A 15,880-nucleotide genomic window follows, 5' to 3' on the forward strand; every position below is an offset into this window, starting at 1 on the left:
TTCTGATACCTGACAAGCGGCAAGTTTCTAAGGTAGATTAAAATTAATTAACATAAGAAAAAAACGCCCTTGCCCGTAAGCTTTAGGAGGCTAACCCTCGGTGAATAAACGGTGGAGAAACGCAGGGCTGTACGCATTACTGGCAATTGTGGTCATTGCGCTGGGAACAGCGTTCTTTGACAAACAGCCTCAGAGTCGAGAGACATGGCGATACAGCGATTTTATTCAAGCAGTTGAAAAAGGTAGAGTTGCTCAGGTCAGACTTAGTGCCGATCGCACCAGGGCGCTTGTCAAGCCTCAAGATGGCAGCCAAGTCATCGTTAATTTACCCGATGACCCCGAATTAATTTCGATCTTGACGGAAAGAGGAGTTGATATTGCGGTTCTACCTCAAACTGATGAAGGTTTTTGGTTCAAAGCCCTAAGCAGCTTATTTGTCCCCGTCTTGCTTTTAGTTGGCTTATTCTTTTTACTACGCCGCGCCCAAAATGGTCCTGGCAGCCAAGCAATGAACTTTGGCAAGTCTAAAGCCAGGGTACAAATGGAGCCACAAACTCAGGTAACATTTGGCGATGTGGCTGGGATTGACCAAGCCAAATTGGAATTGAACGAAGTTGTAGACTTCCTGAAAAATGCAGATCGCTTCACCGCAGTCGGGGCGAAAATTCCTAAAGGTGTATTGCTAGTTGGACCCCCAGGAACGGGTAAAACCCTGCTGGCTCGTGCTGTAGCGGGTGAGGCTGGCGTTCCCTTCTTCTCAATTTCTGGTTCTGAATTCGTTGAAATGTTCGTCGGTGTGGGTGCGTCTCGCGTCCGCGACCTATTCGAGCAAGCAAAGGCAAACGCACCTTGTATCGTATTTATCGATGAAATCGATGCCGTCGGACGGCAGCGTGGTGCTGGTTTAGGTGGTGGTAACGACGAACGGGAGCAAACCCTGAACCAGTTACTCACCGAAATGGATGGTTTTGAAGGCAATACTGGAATCATCATTATTGCTGCGACTAACCGCCCAGACGTACTCGATGCAGCGTTATTGCGTCCCGGTCGTTTCGATCGCCAAGTCGTTGTAGATCGACCCGATTATGCCGGACGTTTGGAAATCCTCAAAGTTCACGCCCGTGGCAAGATTTTGGCAAAAGATGTCGATCTAGACAGAATTGCCCGTCGTACCCCAGGTTTTACAGGTGCAGACCTATCGAACCTGTTGAACGAAGCTGCAATTTTAGCTGCTAGACGCAACCTGAGCGAAATTTCAATGGATGAAGTCAATGACGCGATCGATCGCGTTTTGGCAGGTCCAGAGAAGAAAGACCGCGTGATGAGCGAAAAGCGCAAGCAACTCGTAGCCTATCACGAAGCTGGTCACGCTCTTGTAGGGGCGCTGATGCCAGACTACGACCCCGTACAGAAAATTAGCATCATTCCTCGCGGTCGCGCTGGTGGTTTGACTTGGTTCACACCTAGCGAAGACCGGATGGACACCGGACTCTATAGCCGTTCGTATTTAGAAAATCAAATGGCTGTAGCTTTAGGTGGTCGGATTGCCGAAGAAATTATCTTTGGCGAAGAAGAAGTCACCACTGGTGCATCCAACGACTTACAACAAGTCGCCAGAGTCGCCAGACAAATGATTACTCGTTTTGGTATGAGCGATCGCCTCGGTCCGGTTGCTCTCGGTCGTCAACAAGGTAATATGTTCCTCGGACGCGATATCGTTGCCGAACGCGATTTCTCAGAAGAGACAGCCGCCGTCATCGACGAAGAAGTGCATCAGCTAGTTGATACCGCTTACAAGCGAGCAAAATCAGTACTAACTAACAACCGTGCCATTCTAGATCGGCTAGCTCAAATGCTAGTAGAGAAAGAAACTGTAGATGCAGACGAACTGCAAGAGTTGTTAGCAAATAATGATGTCAGAACAGCTGCGATCGCATAGTTGTTCAAGACCTTAACATTATATTAGGGTGGGCAAGGCTCACCTTTTTTTTATTTCAATAGTAGGGTGGGCAAGGCTCACCTTTTTTATTGCAGCGAGTAAGTGTTGTCATAGGGCAATTTCTGGGAATACTGAAAAATAGCAAACAGTTGTCAGTGTAGAGACGTTACATGTAACGTCTCTACAAAATTACCAACAACTACCAACTACCTATTACGAATGTCTATTCAACAACTTCAACCCGCCAACCAGCAAGAATTAAGAGTTTACCTTCCCTATTTTCAAGGCAATAAACGTAATATCTTACCTCTTGCCATCAGTTTGTTTAAAAAAGGAGTAATGGAAGGACAGCGTAGAATTGAAGGCGCGGATGGTATTACTTTTATAGCGACTTGGAATATTTCCACATTACCAGCAGACCTGATCCGATGTCGGCTACAATTTGATGGTAATGCCGAGTTGAGTTACGAGCTGCTGATGCAAAGTTCGGAATATATCGATCATTTAATCGATGTTATTCTCAATTTTCAGCGCAGCCGCAGTACAGATTTTTCTAAACCTTTTTACCGCAAACTACTCCGCATTGAAGAATAGCAAACAGTTATTCTTATGAGTAGTTCTGAGCAATTAGCTGCTAGCGATCGATAATTGGTGGCGCGATCGCTTGAGGGTGAGAACATAGATTATATTCCCCTCAATTCCCTTTAGAAAGGGAGACTTATAAATTGTGATATTAAAACTTGGATTAGATTTTCTAGCAGCGATCGCATTTTATACTTGTCTGCCCATCCCTAAGTTGAATTTAGACTTTCAGCGCGTAGCGCGTCTTGTACCGCTGGTAGGTTTGATTGTTGGTGGAATTCTGGGATTGTTAGATCTGGGCTTATTTTTATTAGGCGTACCCATACTAACTCGCAGTGCTGTAGTTGTCGTGAGTTGGATGGCGATGACTGGGGGATTGCACTTAGATGGTGCAATGGATACGGCGGATGGCTTGGCAGTACAAGATCCGCAAAGACGCTTACAAGTCATGGCAGATAGCGTTACAGGTGCGTTTGGAGCAATGGTGGCGATCGCCATCCTACTATTAAAAATATCAGCCTTGACCGATCTCGATACTTATCGCCCTTTAATATTGATGGCAGCTTGTGGTTGGGGACGATGGGGACAACAAGTCGCGATCGCCTGGTATCCTTATCTCAAACCTACAGGTAAAGGAGCGTTTCACAAAGCAGCGATTCGGTCTTATTGGGATTTATTGCCAGGACTGTTATTATTACTCGGTCTTAGTGGAGTACAAATCTTGCTAGACCGCGATCGCATTGTAGCGTCTCTTGCTATGGCATTAGGTGGCAGTGCAATCTCTATTATGACTGGCGCTTGGTTGAATTATAAGTTAGGCGGTCATACGGGAGATACCTACGGCGCGATCGTAGAATGGACGGAAGCCTTATTTTTGTGCTTGCTGACAGCTTTTTGATAACACTAGCGATCGCGAATTCGCTTAAAAATAGCTGCTGCGTCTCTACACCCCACTGAAAACCGTTCAGCGGCTATTGCTAGTACCCCCCTTGAATGGTGGATGAGGCAAGTCGGGAACTTGATACCAAAAATCAGGTGGTTTGTCAGTGACGACGCGGGGAATTTTTGCTGGTGCTTTGGGGTCGATTTTTTCGACAATGGAACTGTTAGTTGGGGAATTGCTTGTATTAGCAGTAGGTTGAGGTTTATTAGTAGTTGGAGCAGGAGAATTGGCAGGTGTAGAGCGATCGCATAATTTAGATAGGTCAAGTTGCCGACCGTCTCTATTCTGCATATAGCAAATTGGGTTATCGCCAGCGAGCGCAATTGTCGCAGATGTTGTTGCTACGCCAACAGATGCAGTTATAAGTATTCCTAATAATATGTTTTGATTGCGTTTAATGCTCATTGTTAGTAAAGGTAAGGGATAGAAAAGGCTAGGTGAAACCCAGCCATAGTGACTAGGTGAAGACAAGACAGAATAGATATTTAGCGTTTCAAATTCTGAATAACAAAAACTTAGGGGAGAGGAACTACTGTATCGGAGGCTGCTCCTGTCTCCCTCAATTTCAGTACTGCTGGCATAAACCGTTCTAACGGTACAGCTAAGTTAATGTAAGGGTTTTGTACTGGGTATTCAGCACAGTGTAGACCAATAGTACGGAAGTCTGTCTGTGACACTGCTGTAAATAAAGAAGAACCAGAAGTTCCACCCGTAGTATCGCAATCGTGCCATAGTATACCCCCTTCTACCTTCTGAATAGTACAGCCATATTGAAGGGCTGGGATAGAACCGCGAACATCTCCTGGCTGAAGGGTTGCGTCTGTGGGCCAGTCTTGAGGATAGCCAACATAACCCGCAGTTAGACCGAGAACACGTTGACCAGCACTATTGATATCATTCGGATTCCATTCGGCATTACCCAACCAACCAGTCAGGTCTCCTAGATTAGCTGTAAAACGAATGATTGCCCAATCTCTGGTAAAATCTTCAACATATACGGGAGCAGTATCTCTACCAATCCAATAACCATCAACGTTAGTCACGGTTAGAGCGCGATCGCCGTGCCTTACAGGATAAGCAGCTTTGATTTGCTTAGGCGCTCCTTTATCATCTACGATGCAATGGGCATTCGTTAACCCGATGTTACGACCGATAACAGTGAATGTACACCAATTATACTTCCCGTCTGCTGTTTCAGTTATTAGCTGACCTACAGCTTTTAACTGTTGCCCCGAGCTAGTCAGCTGTTCGTAAGTTGGTGTAAAGCGATCGTCTTGTCCGATCACTGCTGCTGATAAGGGTTGCAGTGAAGTGGCGATCGCTCCCAAACAACTGCCGATCGATAAGATAGTTGCAGTTAACCTACGGTTTTTCGTCAAAAACTTTAAGCAATTAAGATTTTTACTCATAAAGAGTACCTTCATCCATAATCCTTAATTTGTGGATGAAAGCTAATACATAAGGTAGATGACATATTCCCTACCCTCTACTAGCTATTTACCCAATCTTCACAGTAGAGTTAAAGCCTTGGTAAGGCAACAACTTTTTATGTCAATTTAATGACTAAAACTCGGGTATAACCTGTAGGATGTGAATTTAAGGTATAGCAGAGAGGGCGATCGCGGTAAATATCTGAACACAAAATATTTACTAATATGCATTGCACCCGAAATCTTTTACATTGAGGAAGGAATACATACTTCACCTCTACGACTCTACCCAAGACAGTTGGCAACAGTCGAGCGGTGAAGCACAAGACGCAACGCAGAGGGAACACCCAATATGCACCTGAGTGAAATCACCCATCCTAATCAGTTGCACGGTTTGTCGATTCGTCAGTTACAACAGATTGCTCGTCAAATTCGCGAAAAACACTTGCAAACGATCGCCGCTAGTGGCGGACACCTGGGACCAGGGCTAGGCGTGGTGGAATTGACCCTAGCGCTATATCAAACATTAGACCTCGATCGTGACAAGGTGATTTGGGATGTCGGGCATCAAGCCTATCCGCACAAGCTGATTACTGGTCGATACAGTGAGTTTCACACTCTACGGCAGAAAGATGGAGTCGCTGGCTATCTCAAGCGCTGTGAGAGCAAATTCGACCATTTTGGCGCGGGTCACGCCTCTACGAGTATTTCTGCTGCACTGGGAATGGCACTGGCACGAGATCTCAAGGGGGATAAATTTAAAGTCGCAGCAATTATTGGTGATGGAGCGCTAACAGGTGGTATGGCACTTGAAGCGATCAACCACGCCGGACACTTGCCTAAGACAAATTTACTCGTGATATTGAACGATAACGAGATGTCAATTTCACCGAATGTCGGTGCAATTTCTCGTTACTTAAATAAAATGCGTCTTTCTGCACCAGTACAGTTTCTTGCCGATAATTTAGAAGAACAAGTTAAACACATTCCCTTTGTTGGCGAATCTCTCACCCCCGAACTGCATCGGCTTAAGGGTGGCATGAAGCGGTTAGCCGTGTCAAAAGTTGGAGCAATTATCGAAGAACTCGGATTCACCTATCTCGGACCAGTAGACGGTCATAATCTGGCAGAATTGATTGCGACCTTCGAGCAAGCACATCACATCCAAGGACCAGTACTCGTCCACGTTGCGACAGTTAAAGGGAAAGGTTACGAGATTGCCGAAAAAGACCAAGTGGGATATCACGCTCAATCTCCCTTCGACTTGACAACGGGTAAAGCCATACCCTCCAGCAAGCCCAAACCCCCCGGCTACTCTAAGGTTTTTGCTCATACTTTGGTCAAACTAGCTGAAAATAATCCAAAAATTATCGGGATTACAGCAGCAATGGCAACTGGAACGGGACTGGATAAACTGGCGAGTAAGCTACCAAAACAATATATCGATGTTGGGATTGCCGAACAACACGCCGTCACTCTAGGCGCTGGCTTAGCTTGCGAAGGAATGCGTCCTGTGGTGGCAATCTATTCAACTTTCTTGCAGCGTGCCTACGATCAGATAGTCCACGATGTCTGCATCCAAAATTTACCCGTCTTTTTCTGTATGGACAGGGCGGGCATTGTTGGGTCTGACGGACCGACGCACCAAGGTATGTACGATATTGCCTACCTGCGCTGCTTGCCCAACATGGTTTTGATGGCTCCCAAAGACGAAGCCGAGTTGCAGCAGATGGTCGTTACTGGAGTTAACTACACTGATGGACCGATCGCCATGCGTTATCCACGCGGTAACGGTTACGGCGTTCCCCTCATGGAGGAAGGTTGGGAATCCTTGCCAATTGGGAAAGGGGAAATTCTCAGACATGGGGACGACCTCTTACTGATTGGTTTTGGTGCGATGGTTCACCCTGCGATGCAAGTCGCAGAAATTTTGCGCGAACACGGCATTGAAGCAACAGTAATTAACGCTCGTTTCGCCAAACCCCTAGATACAGAGCTAATTCTACCTCTAGCGCAGCAAATCGGGCGCGTCGTGACTTTAGAAGAAGGCTGTCTGATGGGTGGGTTTGGTTCTGCGGTAGCCGAAGCTTTACTCGATGCAAATGTTGTCGTGCCTGTCAAGCGAATTGGCATACCAGATACTTTAGTAGATCACGCTGAACCAAATGAATCAAAAGCCGATTTGAGTTTGACCAGTCCGCAAATTGCTGAAACCGTGCGTCAAGCCTTCTTTAGCCAGCAGCTATCTTCTGTAGGTTCGTAATTTTTGATTTTGAGGTGGGCGATCGCCCACCTTTTTTATATTGGTAATTGGTAATTGGTAAATAGTCATTCCTCATTCGTCGTTTGTTATGAGTGAGTAGAGTAGGTAGTGAGTAGTGATATATAAGAATTTATATCCAGCTTCTCCTGGCTTTTGACTTTTGACTTTTGACTTTTGACTTTTGACTTTTCCCTAGCCCCTAGCTCTCTATGATCTCTAGTCCTACCCACGTCTACCCTGTAATTTGGCACGAAGGCTCGGTTTTACTCATCGACCAAACGCACTTGCCAGCCGAGTATGCCTTTGTGGAAATTCATCGCTGTGAAGATATGGCACAGGCAATTAAAACGATGATTGTCCGAGGCGCACCAGCAATCGGTATCGCTGCTGCCTACGGTATGTACTTGGGGGCAAGAGAGATTGAAACCCAAGATCGAGAGCAGTTTTTGTCGCAGCTAGAGCAAGTGGCTCAGATGTTGCGAACAACCCGTCCGACAGCGGTAAATTTGTTTTGGGCGATCGCCCGCATGTTAAAAACTGCCTACGAAACGATCGGCACGGTGGAGGAAATTCGCCAAGTTTTGTTAACTACAGCACAGACAATTCAAGCCGAAGATTTACAAACTTGTCAGGCAATTGGCGATCGCGGTCTGGAACTCTTGCCAAAAACTCCCGCTCAACTCAATCTCTTAACTCATTGCAATGCTGGAGCCTTAGCAACCGCAGGTTACGGTACGGCTTTGGGTGTTGTGCGTTCTGCTTGGTCTTGTGGTAGGTTATCGCGCCTCTATGCCGATGAAACTCGCCCTCGTCTCCAGGGGGCAAAACTAACTGCTTGGGAATGCGTCCAGGAAGGGATACCCGTTACGGTAATTACAGATAGTATGGCTGCTCACTGTATGCAGCAAGGCATGATTCACGCCGTTGTGGTGGGCGCTGACCGTATCGCCGCTAATGGCGATACAGCAAATAAAATTGGCACGTACAGCTTAGCGCTGGTAGCTAAGGCACATGACGTTCCTTTCTATGTTGCTGCACCCGTAGCAACAATTGATTTTGCGATCGCAACTGGTCGAGAAATCCCAATTGAGGAACGCGATCCGGTTGAAGTCTATCAGATTGACAATACTATCTTGACTCCAGCAGGCGTGGAATTTTACAACCCAGCTTTTGACGTAACTCCAGCTCATTTGATTACAGCAATTATTACCGAGCATGGGGCATTTTCTCCCAGTCAGTTGCAGCAAGAGTTACAGCATAAATATGTAGCATAGGAAAGGGAGCAGGAGCAGGGAGCAGGGGAAAGAGAGAGTCGCGGAGCAATTACAAGTCACAAGTCACAATTCAACCCTACACCCCCACACCCTACACCCTACACCCTACACCCCACACCCTACACCCGCTCGACACGCACCACGCACCACCTTCTTGATGAACACTTCAAGCTCAGATCCCTGGATCGGTCGTTTTATTGGCGATTGCCGACGCTATTATCTAGAACAGCGCATCGGTGCGGGTGGTATGGGTAACGTTTATCTAGCTATGGATACGCGGCTGGGACAGGAGGTAGCGCTGAAATTACTGAGAGACACGCTCGCTGTCTCGATTCCATTGCATAAACGTTTTGAGCGCGAGGCAATGCTTTGTGCTGCCCTCAAAAGCGACCATATTGTCGATATTAGTGACTACGGCGTGACGGAAGAGGGATACCCTTTCTACGTGATGGAATACCTCGTTGGCGAAACCCTGGGGCAACTCCTTCGACGAGAGACACGATTGCCTGTAGAACGAACGATTGAAATTGCCTGTCAAGTCTGTGCGGGACTGCAACTCGCTCACCAAGGTGTTAGGATTCGGCGTGAGGGAGTTGTCACCACGAGCGATCCCATCCAAATCGTTCACCGCGACCTCAAACCCGATAATATTTTTCTGATCCCTACGGCTTTGGGGGAGTTGGTCAAAATTCTCGATTTTGGAATTGCTAAAATCCGCGATGAAGCACTAGAGTTAACTAACCTGACCAGTACGTTCTTGGGTACGTTCCGCTACGCTGCACCAGAACAGTTACAAATAGAGAAAAATATCGACGGACGGGCAGATATTTACAGTTTGGGGATGATTCTCTATGAGATGCTGAGTGGTTCCGATCCATTTGGCTTCGGAACTGAAGCCCGCAAAACGAGTGGCGTGTCATGGGGAATTGCCCACACTTCCCAAATGCCTCAATCATTGCGATCGCAACCTAAATGTGAAAACTTGTCGGTCGAGCTAGAAGCAATTGTCATGCGCTGTTTAAACAAGCAACCAGAGCAACGCTTTGGCTCAGTGGTAGAATTAAGTGCGGCACTACAATCCGTGCTACCAACTTCTTTGGGGCATACTGCTGGTTTTATCCATTCTCAACCCACTAAGAAGGCGATCGCCTCAAATTCTTCAGTAAACTCAGCTACAGATGAGAGAAAGCCTACACCGCCGTCAGTAAATTCCCCCGCATCTAATCAAACTCAGACTCCTCAAACGCGCGTATTCGATCTGCACCAACATCAACCCAAGCAGTATACGCCGCCAGCTCATCGCACCGATGCCATAAACTTGAATCCCAGCAACGCGAATCCAACCAACTTAAGTCGATCGCCGCAGTTAAGTCAAACTCAATTGCAAAACCCTCCTATCCAGCAAGATAGCCGCGAAACACAAAGAACCAGAAGAAACTTATGGTTATTATCTAGTGCGGGCTTTGTGTTAGGAGTAGCAGGAGTGGGACTTGTGGCTGGCATTTTCTATTTGTATTTTTTGCTACCTCAATCCAAGCCTCCAACTCAATCCCCTTCAACGCCACCCACATCACCACAACCACTGGAACCGTGGTAAGAAAGCGATCGCGCCACACCCCCTCGAATTACCTATACAATTGCAGTATAATAAATCACAAATAATAACCGAAAAAATCCTTAAATTCTCTGTGAACGGGTAGAAAAAAGGTACTATTTTCTACGTAAGTTAAGAAAAATTGAATAAATTCTTCGAGACATTTCACGAAAATTTAAGATGTCAGTTTGTATAGAGAGTGAGTAGTGTATGGAAAGTCATAATAAGTCATAAGTCGTAAGTCGTAAGTATTTCACGCGCCACGCACCACTTTCAACTGATAACTGAAAACTGATAACTGAGAATTAAAAAAGTTTCTTATGAAATTTAAATTTCCAATCTTTGTTTTAGTAGCTAGCGTGACATGTGCCAGTACCATAGGATTTCAGGATCGAGTAGGGGCGCAGAATACCAGTCGTAGTCAAGTATCTCCACAAAATACCTCCAATCAGGCAACCACTTTTGTTTGCGTCCGTTCTGGGAATGGCTTTGCTACGGTTGCAGCTAGGGGAAATCAACGCTCTGCACCAATGATTACCTGGCAAAGACAAGTCAGTGCAGAATATACGCCTCAAGAACGCTGTCAGCTAGTTTCCCAGAAGTTGACTAAAGCAGTTGCCGCGAATGGTGGGAGACTAAGTAATTTACTACTGACAACTGGAATCATTAAAAATGAGACAGTTATCTGTTATGTCAATTCTGGTGCTAGCTGCGATACAAGCAATACGCTATTTACCCTCTCTCCAGAAAACGCTAAAAACCCTGGTGCAGCTTTAGCCAATTTGCTGCGTTTCGGTCAGCGTGCCGACTATTCGGCAATTCGTGAGAGTGCTAGCGGTGAAGGTGAGACTGCACCTACTGGCGCTATTGATATGGAAGCAGCAGTAGAGGAGGCTTTTTCAGCTGGTTACGAATCAGCAGGTACAGGCGCAAGCGAAGCATCTCCCGTGCAGCAACCTAGTAACGCTCCTGCAAATAGTAGTTGGTAGTTGGTAATTGGTAGTTGGCGAGAGGCAAGAGGTAAATTGATTGTTAAAGTCTTGGTAAGTACACTGATAACTGCGAGTTTAGTGTATATTTCTATACTGCAAAACTCCGAACGAGCCTTAGCGCGATCGCAGTCTCAGCCGATGCTGATGAGTCAGGTTACAAGTGCAGAAACCGCCGTAGCGATCGCAGTGCCAGTAGTTGCCAGACAAGTGACTATACGAATTTTTGCCGCTGCTGCTACAGGATCGGGTGCGATCGTGCGGCACAAAGGAGAAACATACACCATATTGACCTGCGCTCACATTGTGGGTGAGGGTGAGGACGAGCGCTTCACGATTCTAACCGCAGACGGACAAAAGCACGTAGGCAAGCGGTTGCGATCGCCTGTATTGTCTGGCTCGGATTTAGCCTTGGTAGAGTTTACTAGCAAAACAGCATATCAAGTCGTGGCGATCGCCGATACCAAAGCTGTAGCTGTCGGCGATTCCATCTATGCTGCTGGATTTCCTAATTGGCAATGGACGAGTGCGGATGCAGTCGAGGACACTCGGACTTGGGGTATTAAAGCCTTACGAGTGACGGATGGTGAAGTGGCAATGCTGCCAGAAAAATCTCTACAGGAAGGATATCAACTGGGTTATACCAACGAGATCGATCCAGGGATGAGTGGTGGACCAGTTTTAAACCGCAAAGGACAACTCATTGGAATCAACGGTCGCTTGAAATACCCGCCTCAAGGTATTAGTGCATTTACATTTACTGATGGCTCTGCACCATCCGAGCAAATGTACCAGCAAATGGAAGCGTTGAGCTGGGCAATCCCCGCCACGGCTTTTTGGCAAGCACTGAAGTAGAAGTCGTAAGTCGTAAGTCGTAAGTCGTAAGTCATAAGTAGAGAATTAACTGGTCACTGGTCACTACTCCCTGCTCCCTGCTCCCTGATAGCTGATAACGGATAACTGATAACTGATTTATGAAAACAAACTTTACTTATCCTCTTTTGACCGGAATGGTAACTTTAGCAGTGTTACTGACGAGCCATAATTTAGCGCTGGCTCTATCTCCTCAAGAAATTGTCAAAATTGGCAGTCCAATGACGGTGCAGGTCAATCCTCCGATGGGAGTTAAAGATGGCGGTTCTGGAGTGATTATTCAACGGCAGGGCAATACTTACACTGTGCTGACGTGCAATCATGTTGCTTTAATGCCTGCACCGCATACGATTCGTACTCATGACGGTCAGAGTTATGCAGTTGTGAGTACGGAAAAATTGCAAAAAAGCCCGAACGACCCCGATTTGGCATTGGTGACATTTAGTAGTGCGGCTGTATACCCCGTTGCCAAGCTAGCGCCGTCTAACGTGCCTGTAGGAGCAGAAATTTTTGTCATGGGCTTCCCTGCTTTAGATCGGAAATTTGGTGCAGACCGCGATTTTGTCTTTTCGCCGGGATTCGTGACCAGTCGCCCCAGCAGTGCGCCAGAAGGCTATACACTGCGTTATAACTCAGTGACAAAAGGTGGAATGAGCGGCGGTCCTGTCTTCGATATTGATGGTCGCGTCGTTGGGATTCACGGGTTGGGAGGTAGCGATCGCGTAGACGTGAAGCAGCAGGGGAGCGACGCGACGATGGCGGTGAATATGAAAACTGGCTTTAATGGGGCAATTCCGATTAATACGTTTTTGGCAATGCGATCGCAGATTCCTCAAGCTCCAGCAGTCGCAGTGGATACTGCCCCCAGTACGGATAAACCAGCTCAAAGATTAGAAAATCCCAAATCTGCTTCAGACTTTTTCGCTAAAGGATCGGTAGAACGCGATCGCGGCGATCGATCGAGAGCAATTGCTAACTACACCCAAGCGATTGCCCGCAACCCCAACTACGCTGACGCTTATTATCAACGGGGAAACGCCCGTTACGACCAAGGAGACAAGCAGGGGGCGCTAGCAGACTACGACCAAGCGCTGAAATTTGACCCCAACTATGCCAATGCTTATTACCAAAGAGCCGTGATTTTTTATAATCGGGGCAACAAGCAGGGAGCGCTGTCAAATTTCGATCGCTACATCACTCTCGTTCCTAACGACGCTCAAGCCTATCACAGTCGCGGTGCGATTCGCCGCAGTATGGGAGACGGTCAGGGAACGTTTGACGATTTCGATCGCGTCGTCCGGCTCGAACCGGATAATTCTAGGGCATATTACAATCGTGGCTTGGCTCGGACAATGCTGCGAGACTCTAAAGGAGCGCTGGATGATTTTAGCCATGCTTTAAATCTCGATCCTAGTTGGACGACAGTGTACAACAACAGAGCAATTCTCCGCCGCCGCTTGGGAGACAGACAAGGGGCAGTTGATGATTTTAGTAAAGTCATTAGCATAGAGCCGAAAAATGCCGAAGCTCATTACAACCGAGGTCTCGTGCGGCGCGATTTAGGCGATCGCCAAGGTGCGATCGAGGATTTACAGTTGGCTGCTAATATATTTCAACAAAAAAACGACAGCACGAATTATCAAAAAGCATTGGAGAAAATTGAGAGCATTCAAGCAATGCCCGTAATTCCCGCAGTACCCGCACCTGTAGTCACTCCAACAACAACTTCACCATCAGATAATTCCACCAATCTCAACCAACCAACTAACTCTCAACCAACCAACACTCAACCAACTAACTCTAGCGATTCAGGTAATATTCCCGAATCTGCCGCACCAACGCAACCCGAAAATAACTCAACTTGGTAGTGGTTAAGTCAGTGTAGAGACGTTACATGAACGTCTCTACACTGACAACTGATGCGTCAGCTAGTTCAAAATGATGAGAAAATACTTAAACAACTCATCATAGAAATTTACAGATCGTTATTATGGCTCAGATTCAGTTTTCTAAAGGTATTACCGAAGAAACAGTCCCAGATGTACGCTTGACGCGATCGCGAGATGGGAGTAATGGTACGGCAACTTTTTATTTTCAAAACCCCCAAATTTTGAGCGAGGGTAGCAATGAAGAAGTGACGGGGATGTACTTAATTGATGAAGAAGGGGAACTCGTGACCCGCGAAGTCAAGGGAAAATTTATCAACGGCAAACCAGAAGCCATTGAAGCGATCTACCTGATGAAATCGACCGAAGAGTGGGATCGGTTTATGCGGTTTATGGAAAGATACGCCAACGAACACGGCTTGGGATTCAACAAATCATAGTTTTTTAGAAATCTGTGACACATCAGCCTCACCCTGACATACCAGGATTGACAGTCCGTTGTGCTGTTATCACCGTCAGCGATACCCGTTCCCCAGAAACAGATAAAAGCGGTCGCCGCATCGAGCAATTGCTCGTAGCAGCGCATCATACTGTGGGATTTTATGCGATTGTTAAAGACGAACCAGAGCAAATTCGATCGCAGATAGAATCGTTCAGCCAGCGTGTAGATTTAGATGTGGCAATTTGTAACGGGGGTACGGGTATCGCCCCCAGAGATACAACCTACGACGCGATCGCCTCTTTGCTAGAGAAAACTTTACCAGGATTTGGCGAATTATTTCGGTATCTGAGCTATCAAGACATTGGTTCCCGCGCCATAGCTTCGCGAGCGATCGCGGGTGTATATCAGGGTAAGCTCATTTTTTCGCTTCCAGGTTCTACTAACGCCGTACAACTGGCAATGGAAAAGCTAATTTTGCCAGAGTTAACTCATTTAGTCAGACAGTTACAAAAGTAGTTGGCGATTGTCGGTAGATGCGCAGACATCTAGCAAAAGATATAGTAGAAACATAAAATTTTGTCCCTCCACCATTCAAAAGAACTGACAAGTCAATCTAAATATTTCTCATAGTAATCTTTTCTCAACTTGCATAAACTGCTAGGCATAGTGTAGCGGTTGTTGCATTTTTATCGAGGGAATTAAGTTTGCAATTTGACTGCGATCGGGCAAATTGTCAAGCTTGCTATACTCTCTTTTCCACCTTCTTCTAGCTTAAAGTGCCAAAACTAGAAGCAAAAAGGTAATCCTTGAGTCTTTAAGTACACATGAATTGCTAGTCAAAAAATATTTTTAGCAAAAAGTTGTGCTTGAACTCTAGACAATTTCAGTCATAGAAGTTAAGAGGATTTGTGTTGAATGGCAACGTCTGAAAACGACAATAACGGTGGCAACACCACCAATAGTGAAGATACACCTTTTGCTGTTGGATCGAACATTACATTGCAACTTCCTGCTGATAGCAACCCACCAAGTGATAGTAGCGAACCCTTTGCTGTAGGTACGAATATGACAATACAATTCACAGATGATAGCGGTCAACCACAAGGCGAACAGTTAAGCTCGGACAACATTGTAGGGACAAACTCAGCTCCTTGGGGCGACACAGAAGGTAGCGATTCTCTGACGGGTGATAGCGGCGCTAACCAATCGCCTACTGGCGATTCCGGTAGCTATACATGGGATTTTAGTGAGGTATCTGGCGGGGAGTCAAGCCCTAACAGTGACACTAGTGATGGTAGTGATGGCAGTGGTGACAGCACTGGGATGAGCGATAGCACCGATATGGATAGCCTCTTTCGACAATCGCCTTGGGGTTCATTGCAAGAAGTTGGCATCGACAGCTTTGAAGATGTATTTGGTAATGTTGGCGCTAGCGGTGGCGAAAACCCCTTCGGCGGCGGTGCTGGCGGTGGCGAAAATCCCTTCGGCGGCGGTGCTGGCGGCGGTGAAAACCCCTTCGGTGGTGGTGCTGGCGGTGGCGAAAATCCCTTCGGCGGCGGGGGCAATCCTTTCGGCGGTGGTGCTGGCGGCGGATTCATGTAGTTCTGTGGCGCGATCGCCGTTTAACTGATAGCGATTCTCTGTCCAGTGCATAAAACTTGTAGG

General features: G+C 46.7%; 14 protein-coding genes. 12 read left to right on the forward strand and 2 right to left on the reverse strand.

All coding sequences use genetic code 11. The annotated features are described in order from the left end of the window. Positions 1 to 100: 100 nt before the first annotated feature. From ftsH3 to cobS, 3 genes are all read left to right on the forward strand, one after another. Positions 101 to 1,939 carry an ATP-dependent zinc metalloprotease FtsH3 gene (ftsH3, locus tag N4J56_RS19505; protein WP_317107950.1) on the forward strand — a complete coding sequence of 613 codons (1,839 nt, stop codon included), beginning with the start codon at positions 101 to 103 and terminating at the stop codon, positions 1,937 to 1,939. A 219-nt stretch (positions 1,940 to 2,158) separates the two neighbouring features. Further along, entirely contained in the window at positions 2,159 to 2,533 is a 375-nt protein-coding gene (gene ebsA / locus N4J56_RS19510) for a type IV pilus biogenesis protein EbsA (RefSeq protein ID WP_317107951.1), read from the forward strand. A 133-nt stretch (positions 2,534 to 2,666) separates the two neighbouring features. Continuing rightward, positions 2,667 to 3,419, forward strand: coding sequence for an adenosylcobinamide-GDP ribazoletransferase (gene cobS / locus N4J56_RS19515; RefSeq protein WP_317107952.1), 753 nt, complete (start codon positions 2,667 to 2,669; stop codon positions 3,417 to 3,419). A 66-nt stretch (positions 3,420 to 3,485) separates the two neighbouring features. Here the strand turns inward: cobS and N4J56_RS19520 are convergent, their stop codons facing one another. Next, the gene (locus N4J56_RS19520) at positions 3,486 to 3,869 is read right to left on the reverse strand and encodes a hypothetical protein (RefSeq protein WP_317107953.1); all 384 of its coding nucleotides are present in this window, start codon (positions 3,867 to 3,869) and stop codon (positions 3,486 to 3,488) included. A gap of 110 nt (positions 3,870 to 3,979) precedes the next feature. Further along, a complete protein-coding gene (locus N4J56_RS19525) occupies positions 3,980 to 4,873 on the reverse strand; it encodes a trypsin-like serine peptidase (protein ID WP_317107954.1) in 894 nt (297 codons plus the stop codon). A gap of 373 nt (positions 4,874 to 5,246) precedes the next feature. Here N4J56_RS19525 and dxs point away from each other — a divergent pair, with 373 nt between their 5' ends. From dxs to N4J56_RS19570, 9 genes are all read left to right on the forward strand, one after another. Beyond that, entirely contained in the window at positions 5,247 to 7,157 is a 1,911-nt protein-coding gene (gene dxs / locus N4J56_RS19530) for a 1-deoxy-D-xylulose-5-phosphate synthase (RefSeq protein WP_317107955.1), read from the forward strand. A 209-nt stretch (positions 7,158 to 7,366) separates the two neighbouring features. Next, positions 7,367 to 8,431: an S-methyl-5-thioribose-1-phosphate isomerase gene (gene mtnA, locus N4J56_RS19535; protein WP_317107956.1), complete on the forward strand. Its 1,065-nt coding sequence runs from the start codon at positions 7,367 to 7,369 to the stop codon at positions 8,429 to 8,431. A 157-nt stretch (positions 8,432 to 8,588) separates the two neighbouring features. Further along, positions 8,589 to 10,028, forward strand: a complete 1,440-nt coding sequence (locus N4J56_RS19540) for a serine/threonine-protein kinase (RefSeq protein WP_317107957.1) — start codon at positions 8,589 to 8,591, stop codon at positions 10,026 to 10,028. A 317-nt stretch (positions 10,029 to 10,345) separates the two neighbouring features. Next, positions 10,346 to 11,014 carry a COP23 domain-containing protein gene (locus tag N4J56_RS19545; protein ID WP_317107958.1) on the forward strand — a complete coding sequence of 223 codons (669 nt, stop codon included), beginning with the start codon at positions 10,346 to 10,348 and terminating at the stop codon, positions 11,012 to 11,014. An 81-nt stretch (positions 11,015 to 11,095) separates the two neighbouring features. Next, positions 11,096 to 11,869 carry a serine protease gene (locus N4J56_RS19550; RefSeq protein WP_317107959.1) on the forward strand — a complete coding sequence of 258 codons (774 nt, stop codon included), beginning with the start codon at positions 11,096 to 11,098 and terminating at the stop codon, positions 11,867 to 11,869. A gap of 119 nt (positions 11,870 to 11,988) precedes the next feature. Further along, positions 11,989 to 13,755 carry a tetratricopeptide repeat-containing serine protease family protein gene (locus N4J56_RS19555; RefSeq protein ID WP_317107960.1) on the forward strand — a complete coding sequence of 589 codons (1,767 nt, stop codon included), beginning with the start codon at positions 11,989 to 11,991 and terminating at the stop codon, positions 13,753 to 13,755. Between the two features lie 122 nt (positions 13,756 to 13,877). Beyond that, a complete protein-coding gene (gene psb28, locus N4J56_RS19560) occupies positions 13,878 to 14,213 on the forward strand; it encodes a photosystem II reaction center protein Psb28 (RefSeq protein ID WP_317107961.1) in 336 nt (111 codons plus the stop codon). 14 nt (positions 14,214 to 14,227) lie between these two features. Next, on the forward strand, positions 14,228 to 14,731 hold the full coding sequence (locus N4J56_RS19565; protein ID WP_317107962.1) for a MogA/MoaB family molybdenum cofactor biosynthesis protein: 504 nt from the start codon (positions 14,228 to 14,230) through the stop codon (positions 14,729 to 14,731). Between the two features lie 399 nt (positions 14,732 to 15,130). Beyond that, a complete protein-coding gene (locus N4J56_RS19570; RefSeq protein WP_317107963.1) occupies positions 15,131 to 15,817 on the forward strand; it encodes a hypothetical protein in 687 nt (228 codons plus the stop codon). Positions 15,818 to 15,880: the final 63 nt, after the last annotated feature.

It is taken from the genome of Chroococcidiopsis sp. SAG 2025, from assembly GCF_032860985.1.
GTDB lineage: Bacteria > Cyanobacteriota > Cyanobacteriia > Cyanobacteriales > Chroococcidiopsidaceae > Chroococcidiopsis.